Origin of the sequence: Heliomicrobium gestii, from assembly GCF_009877435.1 — a bacterium.
In the GTDB taxonomy this organism is placed as follows: domain Bacteria; phylum Bacillota; class Desulfitobacteriia; order Heliobacteriales; family Heliobacteriaceae; genus Heliomicrobium; species Heliomicrobium gestii.
In genome coordinates this window covers 175,466-200,001 of the sequence record NZ_WXEX01000005.1, presented here as the reverse complement: position 1 = coordinate 200,001, position 24,536 = coordinate 175,466, and the positions used below count along the sequence as shown (strand labels likewise).

Here is a 24,536-nt window from a genome sequence, read left to right as displayed (position 1 = left end):
TTTTATAACCCTTAGAATGGACTTTAAAAAAGTCGACTTTTTTAAAGTTATAATGGTAAGCGGGCCAACGACAATTGTTGGAAAGGAAATACCTCAATTGCAGATTTGCTGAAAATATGAGATTGCAAAAAGCACACCCTTTTGTGTGCCTTTACTGCAGTGCGCAAATTTTTTATATACAGAAATAGTATACCAACATATTGGAAGGGGCGCTCATATTGAAGAAGGAATTGCAGTTTATCCGGCGCAGATCATCTCATCCAAGAAAGGGAAAACCCCGCTCGCCACTGGCGCTATTCCTATTATCGTGGCTTGCCATTTTCTCTTGGATCGGCCTCATCCACCCGGCCGCAGCCGTAGCTGCTGCCGATGACAGCGCCATCGCCTTCCCCAGCGATAAGCTTTCCTTTACGGTGAGCCATGCGACGACGGCTGTGCTGGGGAAAACAGAGACACTGGAGATCCGCCTGTCCAACCAGTCGGCCGACAAGTGGGCCTACAACATGGGCATTGAGGCGATCCTTCCCGACGGGTTGGAGATCGCCCAAACATCGCAACAAACAGCGCCCACGACGGTTGAACTGCTTGACACCAGTGACAACCCTGTCGACGGCCGGCAACGGGTCTTTTGGAAAGATGTGAAAGAACTCGCCCCGGCCTCCGGCGGCAGCGGTGAGGACTTTCGGTTCTACATCACCGTCAGGGTGAGTGAAAACTACCGTGTGAAAGCCCCCGGTCCCATCGATCCCCAAAACCCGGACGCCGTCGTTCCGCCGGTTCTCAAACCGGTGCAATACGGCGATACGCTCACACCCATCATCAACGTCTACGCCAGCGCCGATGCGCGCAACTACTACTACGACGCCAATAACCCGACGAAATCGGGCGGCGCCCCGTCTTTCCAGGTGGTTCCCTTCAAAGTGATCATGCAAACCAGCCACCGGGAAGAGGTCAAAGGCGCCGGTGAGCATGGCGGCGACAACAACATTTGGAACAAGTTCCCCTTTGTCGTCCAGATGATCGCCAACAGCCGCGACAACATCGCCAACATCCGCCTGGACGCCGATATGGACGGCGCACTGCGGGTGCAGGGCATCCCTGATGGCTTTTCGATCGCCCCCGCGTCGATCACCACCGAAAACAACCGGAACCAAGTCACCTGGGACAATCTCTCCATCAACAAGGGTGAAACGAAGAACATCACCTTTTATACGGCCATCTACAACAAGCAGATGCAGGACGGCCATGAAAACAGCGGCCCTGTCATCCCTGACAACACCCTGATCGGCGGCAACGCGCTGCACTACGGCGCCGATGTCAACGGTCAATCCTATGGCGGCGACCTGTCCTTCAGCGTCACCGCCAAAGACGTCCGTATCGGTCAGTCCACCCTGCGCGATAACGGGCAGAGCCGCGTCGGCTATGGCGACCGGCTGATCAACCGCATCGATATCCGGACCAACCAGTATTACCCCGTGAAAGAGGTGGCCCTGCAAGAGGCGATTGGCGATGGCCACACCTTCGTCAGCAACGCCTATGGCGGGACCGGCTATCAGGTCAACGATCCCGAGGGCGCCCACCTCACCGTTGACCGCTTTACCGGCAGCGCCGTGAAAGACAGCGCCGGTAAAAACCAACTTTTATGGAACATCGCCGAGATCTCGGCCAGCAGCCAGGTCGGCCTGCAGGTGGACAGCACCGTCGACAGCCACTGGACCGTGGCGTACGACGGCAGGCCGCTGAACGCCAACGATCAGATCGGCGCCAGCGCACGCATCGACGGAACATCACAACCGGGCGAAGCGGTGTCCGGTTCCCAGGCGACCACCTGGCCGGCCTCCGATAGCGCCGGATCCTCCATCGCGACGGCAGCGCCCGCTCTTTCCGAAAAAATCATCGCTGTCAACGGCAAGACGCCGAACCGCGACGACCAGGCTTCAGTGACCGTCGGCGATGTCATCAACATCCGACTCACCTATGACGCCAGCGCGGTCCGGGTCAAACAGCCCGGTGTCCTCTTGTACAGCTTCCTGCCTGACGGCGCCGAATTGGCGGCCATGGACGCCCAGGGCAACATCTCCAATGAGAGCCTGGCAACCATGCCGGTGAACGGCGTCACCCCCGGCTACGCGAGCGGCATTCGGGCGCTTGTCTGGAATCTGGGTACTTTAGATGAAACAACGGGTACCCTTACGGTGGATGTGCCGATTCGCATCCGCAACAACCCTGTCGTCGTCAACGACAAGGGCGAACAGAACCTGGCCAAGCTCTCCTTCCTGAATTCACCGGGGCAGGCGCAGAGCGCCAGCGCCACTGTGGCGCTCAACTATGTGGAACCGAAGATCCAGGTGAGCCGGGTCATCTACGTGGACAACGGCGGCGCGCTCACCCCTGTCACATCCAACGCCACTGTCGCCGGTGGGGCCAAAGTGACCATGGAGGTCAAACTGACCAGCACGGGATCGACGACGGCCTATGATGTCAAGTTTGTCGACACCTTGCCGGAGGAACTGGCTAGTCCCCAGGGGATGAACGGCATGTCCTTTTCCGCCAGCGGCGCCGACCTCACCTTTGCTTGCGGCGATTTGACGGCAGGCCAGGAGATGACCTTCCGCTATACCGCCGATGTGGTCAACACCATCGGCGCGCTGCGATCGATCCCGACGAGCGGGAAAGCCACCTTCAGCAGCAGCGCCGGCGGCAACGGACGAAAATACGAGCTTGCCGAGCCCGATGCGCCTTATACGAAACTGGTCGCCGCTACCGCCACGATCACCAAGACGGTCGTCGACACCGCCACCGGTCATGACGATGATCTGCGCATCGGCGACTGGGTGGTGCATAAAATCGAGATTCGTCTGCCAGACCAGACCTGGGCCTATAACGGTGTGCTCACCGATGTCATCGACAGCAATCAATCCTTTCTCAGCGCCTATGGGGCCTACGACACGACTGCGCACAGCGGGAGCGGCAACGTAGCCGCCTCCGCCTCGGGCAGCGCTGTCACCATCACCGGCATTCCGGCGATCCAGGGACCCGGCGTCGCCTACACCTGTTTCATCAAGACACAGGTCGCGAATGCGACAGGCCAGCAACAGTCGCAAAGCTCCCATACCACATTTGCCTGGGATGACAAAGCCGCAAACGGCGGCGCCAGCAGCCATCACCAGGTCGCCTCGTCCGATGTGACCGTCACGGTCAAGTCACCGATGCTGCAAATCACGGTGAGCCCGAACGCAGTCACTGATATGGTGGAAGGAAGCAGCAAAACCTTCACTGTCACCATCAAAAACATCGGACAGAACAGCGCCTACACCTTCCAACCGACCCTTCAACTCCCCCTGAACCAGGGTTTTTCGCTCACGGGATATTCTTCCGGCGTCTATGACGCGACGACAAACGCCCTTCGCCTTGACCCAGTCGCACAACTCGCCCCCGGCGCCACGATCACCTACACCGCTACGGCCAAATTGGATCAGAAACTGGGCGCCGGCAACACGACCAGCATCGTCGCCGCTACAGGCGATTACTACACCAACGACAGCGCGAAGGCCGCCGAACTCGCCGGAACAACGCCGGGAACGCAAAAACTGACCTCCCGCACGGCCAGCGCGAACATCGCCATCCCGTCGGCCACCATCACCCACAGCATCGTCGCCACAAGCAACGGCAGCGCCCTTAACAAAATCCGTCCGGGTGACACCGTTACCTACCAGATCACCCTGACCGCGCCCCAAGGGGTTGCTCTCTACGACGGCAAGATCATCGAACGGCTGCCTGCGTTGGCGAGATTCCAGGTGATCGCCGCGCCGGTGGGCGTGACAGCCAGTGGAACCGAGTTGACCGTTCCCGTGGGCGATCTGACCGCCACAGACAGTGGTTCCCAGACCATCGTTGTCACAATGCTCCTCCAGGCCCGGACAGACGTCGCCTTCACCAGCCCGTCGGAAACCATCACGGCCTATGCCAGGGCGAGCTGGCAAACGGCGGCGGCCGGCGGCGCGAGTAAAAGCGTCGTCGAGAAGCCGGCGGCACTGGCCGTCATCCAACCGAACGTGACCATTCAGTTCCTCAATAAGCAGAACAACCGTTTCGCCGATGGCGTCGACACGCTTCCCATCACCGTCCGGATAAAAAACACGGGACAGTCGACGGCCTACAACAGCGCCTTCCATGTGGCGATTCCGGCCTTGTTGGAGGTTTCCGCCCTTTCGGACGGCGGCGTCTCGGACGGCGCCGGCGTCACCTGGAGCGGCCAGGATATCGCCGCCGGGGCGTCACAGGATTACAGCTTCAACGCCCGGCTGATCCCGGCTGCCGGTTCCGGCGCCAGCGGCATCCACCTTGATGCCAAGGTGGACAGTTTCCAATCGCGCCAGGCGGGCGCCTCCCCGGTCACGGCCTACACGCCGGCGAATGTGAAGGACGCCCTCGACCTGTCGGTGCAGGATTTGCAAGCCCAGTTGACGATCGTCGACAGCACCAACAACGGCGATAAGACCAAAGTCCGTCCCGGTGACCAGATCACCTACGAACTGGCCATGACGGCGCCGATCCAAACGACCGCCTACAACAGTTCCTTCGATCTCGGCCACAGCGTCCTTGTCGAGCAGGAAGTCCTTTCCGTACAAAAGGACGCCGCCGAGATCGCCCCGGTCAACGGCCGCTATCCCTTAGGGAACCTGTCGGGCACAACCAACACCGTCAAAATCGTGACCCGGACGAAGACCGATTCCAACTTCGGAACGACCCAGTACGCCAGTTCACTCAAGGCGCGCGTCTGTTATGAAACAGCCTTGACGGGCGGCCAATCGATGATCCAGGACACGGCCGCCGTGCCGATCAGCGTCATCCAACCCAAGCTCACCCTTACTTTGAACGCCGATAAAAGCGTCTATGAAGCGGTCTATGATTCGATTCACCTCACGGGGCAACTCAGCAATGTGGGCCTGAGCCCCGCCTACGGAATCGATGTCAACGAGACGGTGACCGATTTCGTCTACGGCAGCGGAGCCGGAACGCCGAGCGGCGCGCCGGCGGGCTGGAATTTCCCGAGTCTCGGTGAGGGAGGCCAGCAGGCCATCGCCTTTACGGTCCAAGCGGATGAGCCGGCCTTGCCGGTCACGTCGGTGCGCCGGGCGGCCCTGGCGATCAGCCGGTATTTCTCCCGTCCTGAGGGTGATCGCAAGCAATACGATCCCCTTGTGGCGTCGTTGGACGCCATCATCAGCGGCAATCACGCCATCGACATCGCCGGACCCGACACCAAAGCGGTCGAAGCGGCGAGCAACGTCGAGTTTACCTACCAGTTGAGAAACACCGGCGCGGGGCAGGATCGGTTCTGCCTGGCCGTCGACGTAGGCGACAACCTCCCCTACAGCGCGGCATTGACCGCTGACGGGCAGGTCATCGCCCGCGGCAGCGGCGCAAACGGTCAGTGGCAGTGGACGGAGATCGCCGCGCCGTACCAGTCGGCCGGTGGCCCGGAAGTGTCATTGAACGCCGGGGAGACAAAAGGGCTCACCCTGACACTCACCCTGCCCGAGCAGGCCAGTCTCGGTGAAAAACTGGTCACGCTCACGGCTCGGGGCGCCCTCAGCAACCGGCGCTATGACGCCCAGACCCGGATCGAAGTGACGGGCCAACACCTCGACGGCTGGACGGGCAACCGTTCCCGCGACAGCTGGCAGCTGCCGCTGCTGGCGCCCGGCGAAGCCCTCAAATTTTCCGCCGTAACCGCCATCAATGTGGAACAGGTGAAGGCCGAGTACAGCTATGTGGCCGGCGGTCAGCCCCATGCGGTCCAGATCCCCTTGGCGTTGCAGAACAGCGCCACCTACCTGACCGATCACCAGAAGCGCTGGGCCAACGTGACCACGCGCCTGCCCGATGACATGCCTGCCGGCGAGGTCTTTGTCACCTATACCGCCGGTGATTCGAAGGGTCTTCTCCTGGAGAGGGAAGACGCCGACAGCCCGACAAAAGGCAACAACCCCTTCACCGTCTTCACCACTGTCGACATCGCCGGCCAGGTCACCCGTCCCGACGGCGCCGCCCTCCCCGGCGCGACAGTGACCCTGGCCGATCCTTCGGGGACGGTGACCGACGGACAGACCACCGCCGACGGCAGCGGCCGCTTCCGCTTTGCCAATGTGCCGGCCCGCCTGTACCGCCTGACAGGGGAACAGACCGGCTATAGCCGCGAGGATCTCACCGTCCGGGCTGTGCCGGACGATCCCGCCGCGACCGTCGTCAACGCGGATCTCGTGCTCGCCCCCTTCCAACTGGCTCTGACGGCTCATCCGATGACAGTCCTCGGCGACGGTCACAGCGTCAGCCAGGTGCAAGCCATCGTCACCGACCAACAGGGCAATCCCCAGCCGGGTGTCACCGTTCACTTCGCGGAACGGCATCAGGAAGGCGCCTTCCCGCTCGGCGCCACAGCCGTCACCGGCGCTGACGGCGCGGCGGCCGTTGACTTCCTCCCTGATCGGATCGAAGGGATCGTGACGCGTTACTATACGATTCGAGCGACAGCGGCCGGATGCGGCCAAGCCGATGTGGTCGTGTCGACGGTCCCTGCCGCCATCCGGGGGCAGTTGGTGGATGGACAAAACCAGCCGCTGAGCGGGATGGATGTGACCGTTGCCAAGGACTTTGACGGCGATGGGAGCGTCGATTTCGCCGCCGCCACCGCCACCGGGTCTGATGGCGGCTACCTCCTCGGCGTCACCCGCTACCAGACCCCCTATGACCTGAACCTGCGCGTTCGCGCCCAAGTGCCCGGCGAGAGCCGCCTCTTCCGCATCGGCCAGCCGGCGACGGTTGCCGACGCCGTCTATGGGCAGGACCTCTCCGTCTTCGATGCGGACAACAGCCTGGGCGGGTATGTGACCGCCCTTGCCCCCGGCGGAAACGAGACATTCCTTCCCGCTGAACTGAACGAGAAGCTGGCCGTGTTCCTGCGCGACGCCAGCACAGGCGATGAAGTGGAGGACAGCCCGGGACACCGGCGCAGCGCTTCCGTAGACGGCAACGGCGGATTCTCCTTCGGCTCCGTTCCCGCCGGCCGTTACCAGGTGGATGTGCGCTATGAACTGGAACCGGGAACCGCGATCACCGTCAATCAGGACCGTCAGGGCCGGTTGCCGGAAGTGACCGTCAGCGGCAACGGACGGGCCATGTTCGTGAAGACCGCCCTTGACCTCCTCAGCCGGGTCTATGACGTCAATACCGGTCAACCGGTCCAGGGCGCCGAAGTGGACCTGTACTACGCCGATACGGCGAACAACCGCCACAACGGTCATGCGCCCGATCAGCGGGTGATCCTCCCCGGTCACGGCTATGTTCCCTTCGGAAAAAACGCCAACCCGCAGATAACGGGAGACCAGGGAACCTTCGCCTTCTTGGTTCCCGGCGACGCCGACTATTACCTGAAGGCGATCCGGCCTGGCTATTTCGACTACACCAGCGGAACCATCGGCATCACCGGCGCCAACCTGCGCGCCGACATTCCCATGTTGCCAGCCGAACCCCAGGAAACAGAGGTCTACAGCGGCCAGTCGGCCACCTATCGCTACACCCTGAAAAACCCCTTTGCCGGAGAGGAAAACTTCCAGATCACCCTGGCCTCGCCCTATCCCGTCGAACTGAAGAAGGGAGAAGAGACGCTCGGTCGGGGCGAATCCCATTCGGGCCAGTGGACCTGGACCGAGATCACCCCGGCCTACAAGGTCACTGACGGAAGCCAGCGGGACCATCTGATCCTGGCGCTCCCCGCCAGCGGCACGGCGGAGTTGACGGCAGTCGTCACCGTTCCCTTGGGAACGGCCGCCACATCCAGCCGGCCGATCACCCTGACCGCGTCTACCGTTGCGATCAACCGCGCGGAACAGGGCAACATCCAGATCATCGAGCGGGACACCTACCAAAAAGGCGACGCCGTGACGGTCCGGGAAAAAGCCCTCGACGGTTGGACCGGAACGGGACCGGCGACCCCCTTCCGCGAGCCCGTCCTCGGACCGGGCGACCCCTTGCGCTTGTCGGCCGTCAGCACTGTCAACGCCGATAAGGTCGTCGCCGAGTACTCGGCGGCCGGTCAACGCCAGCAGGTCGAACTGACGCTGGTGAACGGCGCAAGTTTTGTCGGCGACGGCGTTAAACAATGGGAAAACACCACCCATCGCCTGCCGGCCGATATCGACGCCGGCCCCTACACGGTGACCTTCACCGGCCGCAACGCCGCCGACGCCATCGTGCAGACGGAAGCCGCGCCGGCGCTGGCAAACAACAGCTTCACCGTCTTCACCCAGATCGATCTGACCGGCCGGGTGACGGCCCAGCAAGACGGGGCGCCCTTGGCCGATGCGCTCGTGACGATTCGCGACGCCGCCGGCGTGACGCGAGAGACCCGAACCGACGCCGCCGGGTATTACCGCTTTGCGGCAGTGCCGACGACAACCTATCGGCATGAGGTGAAGAAATCCGGCTATAAGGTGGCCGTCCAGGAGAATGTCCGGGTGCTCCCGGCCACCCCCACAGAGCGAGAAGTGGTGGTCGACGCGCGACTGGTTCGTTTTCAAGCGCTCTTGCAGGCCAACCCGGAATCGATGGTGGGCGATGGTCATTCTCAGGCCGTCCTGACGACAACCGTCCTCGATGAGAACGGCCACCCCATCGCCGGCGTCCCTGTACGCTTTACTGCTGCCAAAGGAAGCTTCCCTGACGGGCAGGACGCGAGGACCGGCGCCGACGGCAAAGCATCCATCCGTTACCAATCGGCGCGGATCGAAGGGATCGTCGCCCAGCAGATCGCCGTCACGGCGATTGTCAACGATCCGGAAAAACGGCTCTACGCCGAATCGCAGATCCAGATCACCTTCGATCCGGCGGCCATCAAAGGGATTGTGACGAACCAGTCGGCCAACGGCCCTGTGCCGGTCGAAGGCGCCAAGGTTCGTGTCTCCAAGGATTTTGACGGCGACGGGCAGGTGGACTTTACCGGCGAGATGACGACCGGCGCCGACGGCCGGTACTTCATCCTCATTCCCCGGGGCAATGTCGACTATGACATTCAAATCATCAAACCGGTCAACATCGGTGGCGTCTTGCGAGAGGTCCCCTTCACACAGAAAGTGACCGTGGGCGATATCCAGGGCCATGGCGAACAGACCTTCGATTCTCACATGACCGCCACCGGCATTGTGCAGGCCAAGAGCACCGACGGGCAGACAGCGCAGCCCCTCTCGCCGGAAGTCCGCGCAAAGACGAAGATCTATCTGATCGACGCCACCGGTCAGTATGTGCTGGGAACCAACAGCCAGCCGAAGGTGTTTACCCTCGATGCCAACGGCGTCTTTAACGCCGATGCGCTCCAGCAAGGGGCGTACCGGTTGGAAGTGCGCATGGAGGTCCCCGACGAAAACGGGCAGGCGCGGGAAGTGGTCCTTAACCGCAAGGACGATGGAGAACTCCCGCGGATCGAGGTGGCCCAGAACGGCCAGATCAACATCGCTGAGGAACTGATCGACCCCTACGGCACGATCACCGACAGCACCACCGGCCAGGCGCTTTCCGGCGTCCATGTCACCCTTCACTACGCCGATACGCCGAGAAACATCGCCGCCGGACGCGCGCTGAACGGGCAGGTGAATCTGCCGCCGCTGGCAGGGTTTGCCCCGGCCGACAACGCCAACCCGCAAAACAGCGACAACTACGGCAAGTACGCTTTCATGGTTTTTGGCAACACCGACTACTATGTCGTTGGTGAAAAAGTGGGCTACCAAACCTACACCAGCCCCACCATCTCCGTAAACAACGATATCGTCAAATGGGATTTTGCCATGACCCCGGCGAGCGGCGGGTCCAGCGGCGGCGCTGGTGGTGCAGGTGGCGCCGGTGGCGCGCCGGCCGGCCCGGCCCCCGCCGGCAACACCCCGCCGCCAGTGAATCCCGCGAGCGCCGGCGGTGATCAGGGACCGGCGATCGCCATCACCAGCGACCGCCCGGCCTACCGGGAAGGGGACCCGATTCTCTACCGGATCGACTACCGCATCCCCATGGGAAGCGGCGCCGCCAAGGTCGCTGTAACGGTTCCCGCTGAGACGGAAATCGTCGATCCCGCCAGCGGAGATGTAGAAGGCAACCGCATCACCTGGACGGTGAACGCGGGAAATCCGGCCGCCGCAACCGGCGCCATGTCGTTCAAGGTGCGCGTGCGTGACGGTGCGCTCACTGAAACGGAACGCCTTGTCACGGAGGATGCGATCCTATCCATCGGCGACCTCCTGCCTTCCGGGAGTTCCTCGATTCCAGTGACAGTGGAAAAAGCGCGAGCCCGGGTGAGGGTCCTCCTATTCACCGACCGCTTCGGCGATGGAACCCACAAGCGGCTCGTCATCGGCTATCCTGACGGCAGCTTCGGTCCCTACCGGAACATCACCCGCGCCGAGATCGCCGGCCTCTTTGCCCGGTTGACCGGGGTAAACGAGAACGGCGGCGCCGACTACACTGATGTGCCCGCCGATCACTGGGCGCGCAAATACATCCGAACGGTTACCGCCAAAAAGCTCTTCCAGGGCTATGAGGACGGGAGCTTCCGCCCTGATGAAGCGATCACCCGGGCCGAACTGGCGGCGGTCGTCGCCAAATACTTCGGTGTGGGCGGCAAGCCGGTGACACTGCATTTCCAAGACATCGACCAGCACTGGGCGGCCAACTACATCGAAGAAGCCTATCGCAACCATATCGTTGGCGGCTATCCCGGAAACCTCTTCAAGCCTGACGAGAAGATCAGCCGGGTGGAAACGGTGACCATGGTCAACCACCTCCTGGGACGGGGACCGCTGACCGGTGTTCCGGCCCAGTTCCCCGATGTGCCCGAAGACCACTGGGCCTTTGGTCAGGTGGAGGAAGCCGCCCAAAGTCACCACTACCAGCGAAACGCCGGCGGCGCGGAACAGATGACCGAAGCGATTCACGATCAAATCGAGTAGGCGGCGCAAAGGCGAACCGCGCTGGCACATGTCAAAAAGGAAGAAATTGCAAAGCGAAAGGGCTGCTGAACAGAATCAGCAGCCCTTTTTCTCTACCCTTTGAGGCGGCGTCGTCCGGCCGAAGGTCCCGGAACGTTGAAGGGGCAGTCGCGGTCAGTGTTTCTCCTCAAACCGGATCCGAAGGGGCCCCCATTTGTCCCGTTTATTCATGGTGATCCCCAGTAGGGCCACAACGAGGCTGGCTGTAAGACCCCAAAAGAGGGGCATGTTATTTTCCGGGCAGAGCAAGTCGCCCAGCAGCGAAGCGGCGACGCCGGCGATCATGGAACAAACCCCGGCGTTCTTGGGAAGGATGCCGGGATAAAAGATGGCGATGGTGAGGGGCACAAAAATGCCGACACCGCGCATGGCCATGGACAGGAAGTTCCATTTCAGCACCAGCGATTGCGAATTGCTGAAGACGAAAAGCGCCGCCCCGATCGTGATCACCAAAATGGAGATCCGGTTGAGCCATAGCAGCTTTTTGGGCCCGTGACATTGAAACAACTCGCCGATGATATCCCGAGAGATCATGGTGCCGATGCCCAATGAAAGGCCGGCCACAGAGCCGATGGAGGACAAGAGAAGGGCCGCGATGGCCATACCGCCCAGCCATTCCGGCAGGTAGTGCAGCGCATACATGGGCAAGGCGTTGATCGGCGCCATGTCGGGATAGTTCGCATGCATATACATCCCGATGATGATGGACGGAAGCCCCACGGGTATCGTGATCAGGGCGGCCACGAAAGAGCCGGTCGCCGCGGACCGTGTATCCCGCGCCGAATAGATGGCCTGGACGTAGGTTTGGGTGGAGATGATGCCGACGATCAGCGCAAGGGCGTTTCCCATATCGGCCCAAACGCCGCCGCCGAACAGGTGAAACCACGAACCGGCGGGAAAGGCTGTTTTCATTCCCTCGATCCCGCCCATGGCATGGTAGGCCATTACGCCGGCGACGAGCAGCGTCAGATAGAGCAGGCTGACCTTGAATAAGCCGGAAAGGCCGGCGCCGTTGATGCCGCCAAAAAAGACATAGGCGATGACAATGGCGATGGTGATCAGCGCCGATGTCCCTTCGCCCACGGCAAAGACGGACGACAGGAGATGGATCGACGAAAGCATGCTGGCCACGATGCTGAAGAAGATGCCGAGCGAGGCGGCCACACTGATGATGGGACCGGCTGCCTTGCCGTAATGCTGAACGAGATATTGGGAGATGGTTTGCATGCCGGAACGACGCAAAGGGCTGGAGTAAAAGAGTGACATGATGATGAGGCCGATGCCCGATCCCAGTGTAAACCACCAGGCCGACAAGCCGGCCGTAAAGGCCAACTGGGCTGTGCCCATCGTGGCCGCGCCGCCGATGACGGTGCCCACAATCGTGCCGGAAACGAGGGCTGCGCCCGAGGAGTGGCTTCCGATGCTAAAATCGTCGGCCGACTTGACGTTGCGCGCCGAAGAGATGCCCAAGGCCACCACAACGAGCAGGGTGGCGGTCAGGCTGAATAGTTGAATGGAGCTCAGTTCCACAGTACATCCCCCTGAAAAAATGGATTGACCGGCGCTGCGCCGTTACTTACGATTATACCGCTGGCCGCAATTTATTGGCACAGTTTCCATAAAAAAGCCAGCTTTTCTTCAAGAAAATACGTGAAAACGGAGTGGATTCCATGTGCGGTCGTTTTACACTGACGGTCAACCCGGCAGAACTGCTGGCGATGTTCGGCCTTTCCACAGCGGAGGAATTTGCGCCCCGGTTTAACATCGCGCCGGGGCAGAACCTCCTCACTGTCGTCAATGACGGCGCCAACAAGGCGCTTCGCGCGCGCTGGGGCCTCGTCCCCCATTGGGCGAAAAAGGCGGACATCGGCTACAAGCTGATCAATGCCCGGGCTGAAACGTTGGCCGAAAAGCCGGCCTTTCGCGGCCTCCTGCAGACAAACCGGTGTCTGATTCCGGCCGACGGGTTCTATGAGTGGCAGCAGGCAGGCAAACAAAAGATCCCCCACCGCTTCTGCTTGCGTGACCGGGGTGTCTTCGCCTTTGCAGGACTATGGTCGAGTTGGATCGCCCCAACGGGAGAGATGGTCAATTCCTGCGCGATCATTACCACAGAGCCGAACGAACGGGTGGCGCCGATCCATGATCGAATGCCGGTCATGTTGTCTCCTGCACAGTGCCCCCTTTGGTTGGAACCGGGCGCGCCCGTCAGGGAACTGCTGCGACCGTTTCCGCCCGAAGGGATGGAGGGGTACCCGGTGTCGACGGTGGTTAATTCGATCAAAGCGGATCGTCCCGATATGATCGAGCCGGCAGGACAGGGGGTCTTGTTTTAGAAAAAAATAATTTGTGAAAAGTTACAACAAAGTACTTGCGCGAGTTTTCCTGTTCCGTGTAAGATGATGTCAAGGGAAATACCCATTACGCATTAATGCGTATTTCCGTAAAAGAACGGACTCGGCAACCTATCAACGGTGTGACCCTGTTCGTCTTTTTTTATCTGAAAAAACCGAATATTGGGGGTGGCGATTGATGGCATCACAGGACTCATTTTATCAGTACCTCCGGAACCGAGGCGTCAGCCGCCGGGATTTCATCAAGTTCTGCACCGTGATGGCGGCTTCCCTCGGACTGGACCCCGGAGCAACCGGCGCGATTGCCGAGGCGCTGGAGACCAAACGACGCATGCCAGTTATCTGGCGCAATTTCCAAGAGTGCACCTGCTGCACCGAATCCTTCATCCGGACCCAGCACCCGAAGGCCGCCGACATCATCATGACCATGATCTCCCTTGACTACCACGAGACCCTGATGGTTGCCTCGGGACACCAGGCTGAAGAAGCGGCCCAAAAAGCCATGGAAGAAAATCGCGGCAACTATATCCTCGCCGTGGAAGGGGCGATCCCTGTCAAAGATGACGGGATGTACTGCTGCATCGCCGGCCGCCCGGCGCTGGACGTGCTCAAAGAAGACGCAAAACATGCGAAAGCGATCATCGCCTGGGGCTCCTGCGCTGTCAATGGCTGTGTGCAGGCGGCCAAACCCAATCCCACCGGCGCTGTGCCGGTCCAGCACATCATCAAGGACAAGCCGATCATCAATGTCCCCGGTTGTCCGCCCATCGCCGAGGTCATGGCCGGCGTCATCACCCATGTGCTCACCTTCGAGCGTCTGCCTGAGTTGGACAGCCAGGGCCGTCCCAAGACCTTCTATGGCCATCGCATTCACGACAAGTGCAACCGCCGGGCCTACTTTGACGCTGGCATGTTTGTGGAAAACTTCGACGACCAGGGCGCCCGCGAGGGCTGGTGCCTCTACAAGATGGGCTGCAAAGGCCCCAACACCTACAACTCCTGTTCCAACCTGGAGTGGAACGGCGGCCTGAGCTATCCCATCAAGTCGGGCCACCCCTGCATCGGCTGTTCAGAGTTCGGATTCTGGGACAACAACGGCGGAAAGTCCATGTATAACCACCTGTCGGAAGTGCCTGGCCTGAAGATCGGGGTGAATGTGGACACCTTCGGGGCCGCCGCTGTCGGGGCCGCCGTTGTCGGCGCCGCCGCCCATGCCGGGTTCTCCGCTGTCACAAAAAAACAATTGGAAAAACAAGCAAGTGATAATTCGAACAAAAACAAAGTAGAGGGGTGAAGCGAACGTGGCGGAACGGATTGTTGTCGATCCCATCACGCGGATTGAAGGTCACCTGCGCGTTGAGGCCAAGGTAGAAGGCGGAAAAATCATTGACGCCGCGAGCACCGGCACCACGGTTCGGGGCATTGAGATCATCGCCCGCGATCGCGACCCCCGCGACGTCTGGGCGCTGGTCCAACGCATCTGCGGCGTCTGCACCACCACCCATGCCCTCACGTCGATCCGGGCAGTCGAGGACGCCCTGCAGATCCGCGTTCCGAAAAACGCTGACCTGATCCGCAAGATCATGCTGGCTGTCATCCAGATCCATGACCATGTGGTCCACTTCTATCATCTCCATGCGCCCGACTGGGTCGACGTTCCCAACGCCTTGCAAGCCGATCCGAAGAAGACCGCCGAACTGGCCCAGAGCATCTCCCGCTGGCCCAAGTCGTCGGTGGGCTACTTCCGCGATATGCAGGACAAGCTGAAGGCCTTTGTGGGCAGCGGCCAACTGGGCATTTTCGCCAACGCCTATTGGGGCCACCCCGCCTATAAGCTGCCGCCGGAAGCCAACCTGATGGCGGTGGCCCACTACCTGGAAGCGCTGGACTGGCAGAAAGAGATTGTCAAAATCCACACCGTCTTCGGCGGCAAAAACCCGCACCCCAACTACCTGGTCGGGGGCATGGCCTCGGCCATCAATATCGACGGCGACAATGCCATGAACATCGAAAAATTCAACCTTGTCGGCAGGCTCATTGACGAGACCATGGAGTTTGTCAATGAGGTGTACCTGCCCGATCTGCTCGCCATCGCCTCCTTCTACAAGGATACGGCGACCTATGGCGGCGGCCTCGGCAACTACCTCTGTTTCGGCGATTTTTCTGTGGCCGCCAACAACGACCCGTCGGGTTTCCTCCTGCCCCGGGGCGCCATTCTCAACAAGAACCTTTCGGAAGTGCTCGATGTGGATCCCCGCGATCCCCAGCAGATCATGGAGTACACCGATCACTCCTGGTATGAAAACTCCAAGAACGGTCTCCATCCCTGGGAAGGGGAGACCAACCTCAAATACACCGGTCCGAAGGCCCCCTATCAGACCCTGGACGAGAGCGGCAACTTCGATAAACCCTACTCCTGGATCAAATCGCCCCGGTGGAAAGGGCACGCCATGGAGGTGGGGCCGCTCGCCCGGATGATCGTGGGCTATGCCAAGAAAGACGCCCCCTCCCATGACTTCATCAAGGAAGAGATCGACAAGGCCCTTGGTGGGCTCGGCGTCGGCGTCGAGGCGCTCTTCTCCACCCTGGGCCGGACGGCCGCCCGCGGCATCGAGTCGAAGCTCTGCGCCGTATGGACGAAGCGGTTCTTCAACGAATTGATCGCCAATGTCAAGGCGGGCGATCAAAAGACCTTCAACCAAGAGAAATGGGAGCCCGCCACATGGCCCAAGGAGTGCAAGGGCGTGGGCCTCACGGAAGCGCCCCGGGGCGCCTTGAGCCACTGGGTGCACATCAAAGACGGCAAGGTCGCCAACTACCAGTGTGTCGTGCCGAGCACCTGGAACGGCTCCCCGAAGGACGCCAAAGGCCAACATGGCGCCTATGAGGCGTCGCTGATGGGCGTGCCCATGGTCAAACAGGATCAGCCGGTGGAACTGTTGCGGACAATCCACTCCTTCGACCCCTGTCTCGCCTGCGCCGCCCACATCATCGACACAGAAACCCGGGAAACGACGAAGGTGGAAATCCTGCGCTAAGGAGGGTGCGGCATGAAGGATGGGAAAGACCTCAGATGCCTGAACACGGTCTATGTGTGGGAACTGCCGGTGCGCATTTACCACTGGCTCAACGCCCTCAGTATCGTCCTGTTGATGGCCACCGGCCTCTATATCGGCAATCCGCTGCTTCGACCGACCGTGGTCACCGGCGAAGCGGCCACCAACTTCTTCATGGGCTACGCCTTCATGATCCACATCGCCGCCGGGTACCTGTTCATCGCCAACTACCTCTTCCGGCTCTACTGGGCCTTTGTCGGCAATGAATACGCCCGCAGCCACCACTGGCCTTGGCAAAAGTCCTTCTGGATCGAGTTTTTCGATGTCCTGTTGAGCTACCTCTTCTTAAAGCATCACAAAGACGAGCACCTGGGGCACAACCCGGTGGCCAACCTGGCTTACTTCGGTTTTATCATGGTGGGCTCGGTCTTTATGGCCCTGACCGGCTTCGCCATGTATGGCGAACTGAATCCCAACGGCTTCTTTGGCGGCTTGCAGTGGGTTTTCCACATCTTCGGCCCCAGCTACAACGTGCATATGCTGCACCGGCTGATGGCCTGGGGGATCGTCGGCTTTGTCGTCACCCACCTGTACCTGGCCATTCGCCATGACATGTTCGCCCGCAACGGCACCCTGTCGTCGATGGTGAGCGGGTACAAGTTCCGCTGTGAAGAGTAAGTCGTAAAAGGCAAACGCTGCAGAAGAAAAAACACTGCCCTCGCCGGCAGTGTTTTTTTCTGTCAAAGGGTTTGTGTTGTCTTTCCGATGCGCCAAAGGTTACTTGATCACAACCATCTGGGATTCAGGATAATAAGACACATCGTTCTGCAAGGCCTCGGCGATGAATCGCAAGGGCACCACCATCCGGTTGCCGCCGGCGATCTTGCCGGGCGCTTCTAACGGGATGCTCGCTCCGTCCACCGATGCGGCGCCTTCGCCGGCTTTGATCTCGATCTTCCGCCCGTCCTTGACAATCGTCGCCGTTTGCGTCCCGGCATCCCATTGCACCGCTGCGCCGAGGGATTCCGATACGGCGCGAAGGGGGATCAGCAGGCGATTGTTTTCGAGGACAGGCGGGATGTCGAAAGACGGTTGCCGGCCTTTCAGGTAGAACCTGTACTGCTGGGGGTTCAACGTTTTCACGTTGTCGTTGATTTGCCGGTAGGCGCTGTCGTCGTCGGGGTTGAGGGCGATCGACTGTTCCAGTGCGTCGACCGCTTTGTCCGGCTCTTCAATCTGGGTAAAGAACTGCCCCAGTTGTTTGAGCGCTTTGCCTTTTGTTTCTTTGTTCGACAGGACCTGCACGCTGCTCAACGTCGAGTCGGCGATGGTCGTCAGTTCGCCTTTCCCATCTTCATCGGAGACAAGGGTTTGAAGGACCTGGGAATCGGCGGTGACGGCGTCCAGCAGGGAAACGTCACGAACGGTATCGTCTTCCGAGGGAGCGCTTCCATAAACGACAGCAGGGACGGTTCCGCCGCGCCGTTCGATCAATGCCCGAAGCGCCTCTTGCGCCCTCGGGCTCGCGCCGTTGGCGACGACCTTTGTATAGGCCCGCAACAGGCCCTTCAGGCTCGGATGGGCTGCGCCGTCGCGGTTTTTCGGTCCCTTCGCCTTGCCGCCGTCATCGCCCGGATGGGCGGCGTCCCCTGTCTGTGCCGCCGCCTTGTTGAATGAAGCGGAACCGGTGCTGCTGTTTCCTTTGCCGGAAGCGGAACCGCCTCCGCCCGGTTTGGCGAAGGCCACGGTGGTGAGGGACAGGCAGAAGAGAAGAATCGTCAACAGAGACAAGAGGGATCTCCAAGAACGCATTGCTGACCGCCTCCCATGATGAGTGTTTCAAGTGTAATGATACAGTGATTGATATAATTTTAACAAGGGAAGCAGGTCCTATCGTTTTTCGCCTGGGAAATCGCCGGTTCGGTACAACCCTCTTATGCGCAAGTCAAAGAGGGGGCGGCGTGCCGGTCAGCGCGGCGCGCTGAGCAGGTGGATGGAGTGGAAGACAATTTGTTCTCTCGGAACGCCCAAGGCGCAGGCAAGCAGTTTTTCAGCGATGGCCGCTTTTTTGGCCACATCTTCTGATGACTCGCCAAAACTAGAAGACTCAATTAAGAAGGACGTAATCGTGTTCATATAGTCAACAGTTTGCGGCAGATGTTCAATGGCCATCGATCTTTCGGCCGTACCCTGTTCCAGAATCTGAATCACGTAGGGGGTGAACAAATGCCGGCAGTGCGTTTCTATCTTATGTTTCAGATTACGGTGTTTATCTTCACAGAGGAGTTGGGGGATCGAAACCCCTTGCCGGATTAAATTGACGAAAATCGAATCAACAAAGGCGCAGAATTTTTGCGGCGCCGTAAAGGTCGCATTCTCCACAATCTGCTTTGCATCGTCCAGAATCTGCGAGATGTAGCGCTCCATGATCGCCTCAAGAATCGCCTCTTTGGTTGGAAAATGATAAAAGAACGTTCCTTGAGCAACGCTGACTTCTTTGACAATATCGCTCACTGTCGTGTGATGGTAGCCTTTTTCCAGAAACAGATGATAAGCGGCGTCGATGAGCTCGCTTTTTCTCTCCTCCGGCTTTTTTGTAATACGCGTCACGCCCTAGCCTCCTGTAACATGTTGCGCTGCCGTCGATGAGTTATTTATTTCCCTGGCCGAAGCGAATATCCCTTTGCCATGATGCGAATTACCGCTGGACATGGATTGAAATCGCGAGGGAAACGCTCCCTATGGCGTCGCATGAACGTGACGGGAGAGACGAAACAGCGGTGGCTTCCCCAAAAGAGGGTGTCATGCAAGCGGGATGCACCGACATCCTTCCGGGGAAGCCACCGTGCCAAAGGAAGACGAGAAAACAGGAGATCGCCGGTCAAGAAACGACGATATCCTCATTCGCGTTGGAGCGATTGTCCGGTTTTACCCGGAAAAGCGCCGCATACATGGCCGGCAACACGATCAGCGTCAAAATCGTGGCGACGATCAGGCCGCCGGCGATGGCGACGGCCATGGGGCCCCAAAAGATGCTCGACGCCAGCGGCACCATCCCCAGTATGGCGGCGGCTGCGGTCAGCATGATCGGCCGGAAGCGCATCACAGTCGCCTCGACGATGGCGACCCAGTAGGTGACGCCGCTATGGACGAGCGTCTCGATCTGGTCGATCAGGATCACCGAGTTGCGCATGATGATCCCGGCGAGCGCCAGGATGCCCAACTGGGCCACAAAGCCGAGGGGTTTGCCTGTCAACAGCAAGGCGAGGCTGACGCCGATGAGCCCCAACGGGGCGGTCAGGAGCACCAGAACCATCTTGGAGATGTGCTGCAACTGAAACATCAACAAGAACATGATCACGATGACCATCATGGGGATGGTGCTTCCCAGGTTCTTCGACGCCTTTGCGCTGTCTTCGGCCACGCCAGACAGATCGATGCTGTACCCGGCGGGCAGGCTGTCCCGGTACTCCTTCAGGCTGTCATACACCTGAAGGGTGAGGTCGTTGCCGGTGATGCCGGGGAGGGATTGCGCCTGGACGGTGATCGTCGGCAAGAGATTGTAGCGCCAGATGAGACCGTCTTCCGCCTCATACCGGATGTCGGCGATCTGCCCTAAGGGCACAGATTTGCCGCCGCCGATATAGATGTTGAGGTGTTTCATCCGCGATACATCCAACCGGTCTGCCTCATCGGTCCGGAAGAGGATGGCGATCTTTTTATCGCCTTCGCGAAACTCCGATACGGACATGCCGGACAGTTGGGTTTGCAGGGACTGGGCCAGCTGCTGTTTGTCGATGCCCAGCATCCGGGCTTTTTGCTGGTCGATGTTCAGGCGCAGGACCTTGTTCTTCTCATACCAGTTGAAGTTGACGTCATAGATATAGGGGTTTTCACTCATGGCGCTGCGAACATGCTCCGAGATCTCGCGCACCTTGGCCGGATCGATGCCGGAGACGCGCAACATCACCGGGTAGGGGGACGGCGGCCCCAGGGCGATCACCTTCGTGTTGATCAGAATGTTTTCAAAGGCCTGTTGGCGCATCTCGTTGATCTCGTGGCGCAGCTGATCCCGGGCCGCCAGATCCTTCGTGAGGATGACCAATTGGGCCGTGTTGGAGGCGTCGAAGATGGGATCGTGCACCAGCACGAAGCGAGGGGAGCCTTTGCCCACATAGCTCACATAGTTGACGATATTGGGGTTGTCTTTCAGCTTTTCATGGAACTTTTGCACCTCGCGCTCTGTCGCTTGCAACGAGGCGCCCTGGGGCAAGGTCATGTCGACGATCAGTTCAGGCCGGCTGGAACTGGGGAAAAACTCGCTTTTGACAAACCCCATCAGGTACACAGAACCGGCGAAGGTGACGACAGTGGCGCCGATGACGATCCACCGGTGCAGCAGCGTCCACTCCAGTATCTTGCGAAAGATGCGGTAAAAGCGAGAATTGTACACCTGGTCGTAGTTTTGATCCTTCTTATGAAATTTGAGCAGGCGATAGCCCAGCAGGGGGGTCACCGTGCCGGCCACCAGCCACGACAAGATGAGGGCGGCCGTGACAACCCAGAAGATGCTGCCCACAAACTCGGAGGCGGATCCTTTGGAAAAACCGACTGGCATGAACCCGGCGCAGGTGACCAAGGCGCCGATCAACCGCGGAAAGGCGGTGGCTGAGAAGGAGAAACTGGCCGCTTTGGCTTTGTCCATCCCCTGTTCGAGCTTGACATGCATCATCTCGATCGTGATGATGGCGTCGTCGACGAGCAGGCCGAGGGCGATGATCAGCGCGCCGAGGGAGATCCGGTGCAGTTGGATATCTGCCATCTTCATGACGACGACCAGGGCGGCGACAACCATCGGAATGCTGAGGGCGACGACGATCCCTGAGCGCAGCCCCAGGCTGATGAAGCAGACGACGAGCACGATGATCAGCGCCTCGCCCAGGGTTTCGACGAACTCATCGATGGATTTTTCCACGGCGTGGGGTTGATCAGCCACCTTGTGGATGTCCAGGCCCACCGGCAGGTCCTGCCGGATCTTTTCGACCGTCTGGTCCAGATCCTCGCCGAGGGTGAGGATGTTGCCGCCGCTGGCCATGGAGACCGCCAACCCGATGGCCGGCTCGCCGTTGTAGTACATCTTCGGGTCTGACGGTTCCACATAGCTGCGTGTCACTGTGGCGATGTCGCCGAGGCGGAAGATGCGGTCATTCGCTCGGATCGGCAGGTTGCGGATGCTGTCGATGTTTTCAAAATAGCCGCTCACGCGCAGGTGGAGGTTGTCGGAGACCGTCTCGATCATCCCGGCGGCGTCGACGGAGTTCTGGTTGCGCAGGCTCATGGCGATCAGGGAGGGATCGATCCCCAACTGGGCCAGCTTCGTATTTTCCATCTCAATGTAGATGGCTTCCCGCTGCACCCCCACCAGTTCTACTTTGCCGACGGCGTTGACGCGCAGCAGGGTCTGGCGGATCTGCTCGGCCTGCTGCCGCATCTCCTCCAGCGAAAAACCATCGGAGGTGATGGCGTAGATGGTCCCGAAGACGTCGCCGAAACGGTCATTGAACATGGGCGGATAGACGCCCTGTGGCAGCGTGTTCGCCATGTCATTGACCATGTTGCGCACATCAAGCCAGGTCGGGCGCACATCCTTTTCGACGACAGAATCCTTCAGGCGAAGGAAGATCACCGATTGGCCCGGTTTGGAATAGCTGCGGATCAGGTCCACATTCGGCGTGTCTTGCAGCTTTTTTTCGATTTTATCGGTGACCTGCTTTTCCACTTCTTCCGCAGATGCGCCAGGCCAGACGGTGGCCACGACCATCTCCCGGATGACAAAGTCCGGGTCCTCGGAACGGCCCAACTGGGAGTAGGAGATGAGCCCCATGGCGAAGATGACGATCATGAGGAAATAGACCATCTGGCGGTGTTTGAGCGCCCAGTCGCTCAGATTGTATCGCTTGATCCTGCTCATTGGCCGCCACCTGCGTTCACACGGACCGTTTGGCCTTCCCGCAGCTTATGGACGCCGGCGGTGACAATGATCTCGCCGTCTTTCAGGCCGCCGACGATCTCCACCTTGCCGTCCAGGACATTGCCCACCTTGACCGGGCGCAGGCTCACCGAATGGCCTTGCACGACCCAGACTGAGGCGTCATTTGACCTTTGGTAGAGGGAGGATAAGGGAACTGTGAAACGGGCCACCGGGTTGGCGGGATAGATGGAGACGGTGGCGGTCATGCCGTATTTCACCTCAGCGGGCAACGCCGGGACGCTGATCTTCACCTTATATGTACGGGTCGCCTTGTCGGCCATGGGGGCGATATCTCGGATTGTGCCAGCAAGCGTAACATTCGGCAGCGCCCAAAAACTGACGTTGATCTTCCCAGTCTTCTGGATGTCGGCCAATTGCCGTTCCGGCACATCGATGGCGACCTCCCGTTCGTTGTCCAGGACGAGGGTGATCACATCCTCGCCGGGGTGGTTGGGGTTGACCACCTGACCGACCTCGCCGCTGATGTGGGAGACGATGCCGTTGGCCCCTGCCACCAAGACGCCGTAGTTGACCTGATTTCTCATCCGCTCCAACTGGGATTTGGCCTGCTCCAGTTGGGCCGCTGTGGCGTCCCGCGTCGTTTGCAGCGAATCCACCTCGGCCTTGCTGATCGCGCCGTTGTCGAGCAACTGCTTGTAGCGCTTCAGGTTGTCTTCATGGAGGCGCAAGGTGGCTTCAATCGCTTCGACACTGGCTTTCTGGGTGGTCACGTCCTGCTGCAAATCAATCGTATCGATTTCCATCAGGACATCTCCGGCGTTGACGGCGTCGCCCACTTCCACGTACCGCTTCGTGATTTTACCGCCCACCTGGAAGCTGAGGTGACTTTCATTTCTCCCGACGACCTCACCGGGGTAGGTGACAGGCGTTCCTTCGGCATTCAAGGAAACCACCTGTGTCCGCACCGGCGGGATGTCTTCCTTGGCGACCGGTTCGGCTTTGCTGCAACCGGACGCCACCAGGCCGAATAGAAGGACTAAGGACAGGACATGTTTGAAGTGACCGTTCAATAGGCACCCTCCTTGATTTGTGATCCGCCAAGGGCAATAATGACTGAGTTCAGTCAGTTGACAGGAACATTATACTATCGATGATCTTTTTTTTGTCAATTAAAATACAAAGACGGATTTTCGCGAAAAAAAGTATCAGCTCATGCAATAAAGGGGTAGCGCCTTCGTCGTTTAGAGTAGAATAAAAAGAGGAGGCATCATCGCATGGAGCAACAGCAATTAGAAGAAAAGTTATCCCAAGCCTTTCAACTCATGTGGGGGAAGTTTCCCGAACCGGTCATGCTGATCCGCCGGAATCGGACCATCGTCGCCGTCAATGAGTGTTGCAAAGGGTTTGGCGGTGCGCCCGGCGTCAAATGCAACGCCGTCAATCCGGAAAAGCACAAGGGTTGCAAAGCCAATCAGGCCCTCGACAAAGACGAAGCGGTGAGACAGGATACTGTTTCGGGCGAGACGACGATCCTGGGCTACTGGATCCCCGTCTCCGGCGTGCCCGATTACTACGTGCACTTTGGCATCGGCGTGGCCGAAAGCATGAAGGCAGCCCAAGCGGCGGCCGCGAAAGAGGAATAAGTCAGCCTTGAGAAGCGGGTTCCCAGCACCTGTCTTGTCACAAAAAAGCCGTCTCCGGCGTCAAACCTTGAGACGGCTTTTTTTATAGGGATTAGGTGGTTCTGCCTAAAGGCGCAGGACATTGCTGCAGTCGGGGAGATGGAGCCGCGGATATGTGGAGACTTTGCGATGGATGGACGGCATAGACGAATTGGCGAGGTATTTCGAAAAGAACATAAGAATTTTGTACAGTACGTCCGCCGCAAGGTCATGGGCATTTCCGACATGGATGCGGAAGACATTGTGGCTGAGGTGTTTTTTAATATGTTCAACCGGGCCGATCTGGAAGGACATGTGGAAAACCTGACCGCCTACATGTACCGGTCGGTCAAACACAAAGTGGTCGATTTCCTGCGCAAGCGGCGACAGCCGGTTTCGTTGGATCAGATCGACCCATCGACCGGGTTGGCCCTTGGCGA

General features: G+C 59.6%; 11 protein-coding genes and 1 pseudogene. 7 read left to right on the top strand and 5 right to left on the bottom strand.

Annotation, left to right across the window (positions count from 1 at the left end):
- The first annotated feature begins 218 nt into the window (after window positions 1-218).
- Window positions 219-10,994 (top strand): carboxypeptidase regulatory-like domain-containing protein, encoded by a 10,776-nt coding sequence (locus GTO89_RS07585; protein ID WP_161261471.1) that lies wholly within the window; start codon window positions 219-221, stop codon window positions 10,992-10,994.
- 153 nt (window positions 10,995-11,147) lie between these two features.
- On the opposite strand, the gene GTO89_RS07580 is transcribed toward GTO89_RS07585, so the two are convergent.
- Complete coding sequence (locus GTO89_RS07580) at window positions 11,148-12,563, bottom strand: sodium:solute symporter family protein (protein ID WP_161261470.1); 1,416 nt, start codon at window positions 12,561-12,563, stop codon at window positions 11,148-11,150.
- A 140-nt stretch (window positions 12,564-12,703) separates the two neighbouring features.
- Here GTO89_RS07580 and GTO89_RS07575 point away from each other — a divergent pair, with 140 nt between their 5' ends.
- The 4 genes from GTO89_RS07575 (at window position 12,704) to cybH (ending at window position 17,121) form a co-directional block, all read left to right on the top strand.
- Window positions 12,704-13,369, top strand: coding sequence for an SOS response-associated peptidase (locus GTO89_RS07575; protein WP_161261469.1), 666 nt, complete (start codon window positions 12,704-12,706; stop codon window positions 13,367-13,369).
- Between the two features lie 196 nt (window positions 13,370-13,565).
- A complete protein-coding gene (locus tag GTO89_RS07570) occupies window positions 13,566-14,681 on the top strand; it encodes a hydrogenase small subunit (RefSeq protein WP_161261468.1) in 1,116 nt (371 codons plus the stop codon).
- A 7-nt stretch (window positions 14,682-14,688) separates the two neighbouring features.
- The gene (locus tag GTO89_RS07565) at window positions 14,689-16,425 is read left to right on the top strand and encodes a nickel-dependent hydrogenase large subunit (protein WP_161261467.1); all 1,737 of its coding nucleotides are present in this window, start codon (window positions 14,689-14,691) and stop codon (window positions 16,423-16,425) included.
- Window positions 16,426-16,437: 12 nt separating this feature from the next.
- The gene (gene cybH, locus GTO89_RS07560) at window positions 16,438-17,121 is read left to right on the top strand and encodes a Ni/Fe-hydrogenase, b-type cytochrome subunit (protein WP_161261466.1); all 684 of its coding nucleotides are present in this window, start codon (window positions 16,438-16,440) and stop codon (window positions 17,119-17,121) included.
- Between the two features lie 99 nt (window positions 17,122-17,220).
- On the opposite strand, the gene GTO89_RS07555 is transcribed toward cybH, so the two are convergent.
- The 4 genes from GTO89_RS07555 to GTO89_RS07540 form a co-directional block, all read right to left on the bottom strand.
- Window positions 17,221-18,255, bottom strand: a complete 1,035-nt coding sequence (locus GTO89_RS07555; RefSeq protein ID WP_161261465.1) for a stalk domain-containing protein — start codon at window positions 18,253-18,255, stop codon at window positions 17,221-17,223.
- Window positions 18,256-18,411: 156 nt separating this feature from the next.
- The gene (locus GTO89_RS07550) at window positions 18,412-19,053 is read right to left on the bottom strand and encodes a TetR/AcrR family transcriptional regulator (RefSeq protein WP_161261464.1); all 642 of its coding nucleotides are present in this window, start codon (window positions 19,051-19,053) and stop codon (window positions 18,412-18,414) included.
- A gap of 271 nt (window positions 19,054-19,324) precedes the next feature.
- Window positions 19,325-22,414, bottom strand: coding sequence for an efflux RND transporter permease subunit (locus GTO89_RS07545; RefSeq protein ID WP_170294418.1), 3,090 nt, complete (start codon window positions 22,412-22,414; stop codon window positions 19,325-19,327).
- A complete protein-coding gene (locus GTO89_RS07540) occupies window positions 22,411-23,505 on the bottom strand; it encodes an efflux RND transporter periplasmic adaptor subunit (protein WP_161261463.1) in 1,095 nt (364 codons plus the stop codon). Before GTO89_RS07540 ends, GTO89_RS07545 begins: the two co-directional genes overlap by 4 nt.
- Window positions 23,506-23,709: 204 nt before the next feature.
- On the opposite strand from GTO89_RS07540, the gene GTO89_RS07535 reads away from it, so the two are divergent.
- Together GTO89_RS07535 and GTO89_RS17940 are read left to right on the top strand one after the other, a co-directional pair.
- Window positions 23,710-24,078, top strand: coding sequence for a hypothetical protein (locus tag GTO89_RS07535; RefSeq protein WP_161261462.1), 369 nt, complete (start codon window positions 23,710-23,712; stop codon window positions 24,076-24,078).
- Window positions 24,079-24,216: 138 nt separating this feature from the next.
- A pseudogene (locus GTO89_RS17940) lies at window positions 24,217-24,423 on the top strand (hypothetical protein); the annotation flags it as partial.
- Window positions 24,424-24,536: the final 113 nt, after the last annotated feature.

What these genes read in the sequence shown, in the direction of transcription:
- GTO89_RS07575 (WP_161261469.1), top strand. Translation starts at nt 12,704, where the DNA reads ATGTGCGGTCGTTTTACACTGACGGTCAACCCGGCAGAACTGCTGGCG.
- GTO89_RS07570 (WP_161261468.1), top strand. Translation starts at nt 13,566, where the DNA reads ATGGCATCACAGGACTCATTTTATCAGTACCTCCGGAACCGAGGCGTC.
- cybH (WP_161261466.1), top strand. Translation starts at nt 16,438, where the DNA reads ATGAAGGATGGGAAAGACCTCAGATGCCTGAACACGGTCTATGTGTGG.
- GTO89_RS07555 (WP_161261465.1), bottom strand. Translation starts at nt 18,255, where the DNA reads ATGCGTTCTTGGAGATCCCTCTTGTCTCTGTTGACGATTCTTCTCTTC.
- GTO89_RS07545 (WP_170294418.1), bottom strand. Translation starts at nt 22,414, where the DNA reads ATGAGCAGGATCAAGCGATACAATCTGAGCGACTGGGCGCTCAAACAC.
- GTO89_RS07535 (WP_161261462.1), top strand. Translation starts at nt 23,710, where the DNA reads ATGGAGCAACAGCAATTAGAAGAAAAGTTATCCCAAGCCTTTCAACTC.